Consider the following 719-nt stretch of genomic DNA (forward strand, 5'->3'; position numbering starts at 1 on the left):
ATTCATTGGGTGTCAGACCACCATTATATTGATGTGGCCTGAGTTGGCTGTAATAACCCGTGATGTATCGAGTTATATTCTCTTTTGCTTCGCTAAAATTCCGATAACCCGACACGGGTATCCATTCTGTCTTTAGACTTCTGAAGAACCGTTCCATCGGACTGTTATCCCAGCAATTACCACGCCTAGATAAGCTTTGTTTGATTTGATAACGCCACAACAGTTGTCGATAAAAACGACTTGTGTAATGACTTCCTTGATCACTGTGGAACATCACGCCTTTCGGCTTACCTCTTGACTCGAACGCCATAGCGAGTGCTTTTCCTGTCAACTTGCTATCGGGAGAGACTGACATCGCCCAACCAATCGGCTTTTTAGCGAACAAATCAATGACGACAGCAAGGTACATCCACCGCTGTCCCGTCCAGACATATGTCACATCTCCCACCCAGACTTGGTTTGGAGAGGTAACGGCAAATTGTCGAGATAGATGGTTGGGGATCTCTACGTGTTCTTGCGATGCCTTTCTATAACGATGATGCGGTGTTTGGCAGCTTACCAACCCTAATAATTTCATTATCTTAGAAGCTCGATAGCGTGTCAGTTTTATGCCTTGAGTCGTCACCATATCGGCAATGCTTCTTGCACCAGCAGAGCCATTGCTTGCCATATGAACTTCTTTAATGAGACTTTTTAGTTTCACCAACTCAGGGGATACA

Annotated in this window: 1 protein-coding gene; it reads right to left on the bottom strand. The window is 44.9% G+C overall.

Translation table 11 applies throughout. The annotated features are described in order from the left end of the window. Nucleotides 1-719: IS3 family transposase (locus R8O10_RS25045; protein WP_318191932.1), on the bottom strand; the 719-nt coding region annotated here is incomplete at both ends.

This window comes from Vibrio sp. 1727, assembly GCF_033344415.1.
GTDB classification, from domain to species: Bacteria; Pseudomonadota; Gammaproteobacteria; order Enterobacterales; family Vibrionaceae; genus Vibrio; species Vibrio alginolyticus.